The organism is Rhodococcus sp. PAE-6, assembly GCF_025290685.1.
GTDB classification, from domain to species: Bacteria; Actinomycetota; Actinomycetes; order Mycobacteriales; family Mycobacteriaceae; genus Rhodococcus; species Rhodococcus pyridinivorans.
In genome coordinates, this window is sequence record NZ_JAOCLZ010000074.1 from 1 (window position 1) to 1,225 (window position 1,225).

Annotated in this window: 1 rRNA gene; it reads left to right on the forward strand. The window is 56.1% G+C overall.

The window, feature by feature from the left end:
- Window positions 1-1,225 (forward strand): 23S ribosomal RNA (locus NVV99_RS26250); the annotation flags it as partial.

A 1,225-nucleotide genomic window follows, 5' to 3' on the forward strand; every position in this document is an offset into this window, starting at 1 on the left:
GCCTGAGAGGTGATGCGTACCCGTTGAGGGGAATTCAGTGATCCTATGCTGCCGAGAAAAGCCTCTAGTGAGTTGGTACACGGCCCGTACCCCAAACCGACACAGGTGGTCAGGTAGAGAATACCGAGGCGATCGAGAGAACTGTGGTTAAGGAACTCGGCAAAATGCCCCCGTAACTTCGGGAGAAGGGGGACCACGCCCGGTGACGGCCCTTGCGGTCCGAGCTGGGGGTGGTCGCAGAGACCAGAGAGAAGCGACTGTTTACTAAAAACACAGGTCCGTGCGAAGTCGTAAGACGATGTATACGGACTGACGCCTGCCCGGTGCTGGAAGGTTAAGAGGACCGGTTAGCGGGGTTTACTCCGCGAAGCTGAGAATTTAAGCCCCAGTAAACGGCGGTGGTAACTATAACCATCCTAAGGTAGCGAAATTCCTTGTCGGGTAAGTTCCGACCTGCACGAATGGCGTAACGACTTCTCTGCTGTCTCGACCACAGACTCGGCGAAATTGCATTACGAGTAAAGATGCTCGTTACGCGCGGCAGGACGAAAAGACCCCGGGACCTTCACTATAGCTTGGTATTGGTGTTCGGTTCGGTTTGTGTAGGATAGGTGGGAGACTGTGAAGCTCATACGCCAGTATGGGTGGAGTCGTTGTTGAAATACCACTCTGATCGTATTGGACCTCTAACCTCGGACCATGATCTGGTTCAGGGACAGTGCCTGGTGGGTAGTTTAACTGGGGCGGTTGCCTCCCAAAATGTAACGGAGGCGCCCAAAGGTTCCCTCAGCCTGGTTGGCAATCAGGTGTCGAGTGCAAGTGCACAAGGGAGCTTGACTGTGAGACTGACAGGTCGAGCAGGGACGAAAGTCGGGACTAGTGATCCGGCACCGGCATGTGGAAGCGGTGTCGCTCAACGGATAAAAGGTACCCCGGGGATAACAGGCTGATCTTCCCCAAGAGTCCATATCGACGGGATGGTTTGGCACCTCGATGTCGGCTCGTCGCATCCTGGGGCTGGAGTAGGTCCCAAGGGTTGGGCTGTTCGCCCATTAAAGCGGCACGCGAGCTGGGTTTAGAACGTCGTGAGACAGTTCGGTCTCTATCCGCCGCGCGCGTTAGAAACTTGAGGAAGGCTGTCCCTAGTACGAGAGGACCGGGACGGACGAACCTCTGGTGTGCCAGTTGTCCCGCCAGGGGCATGGCTGGTTGGCTACGTTCGGAA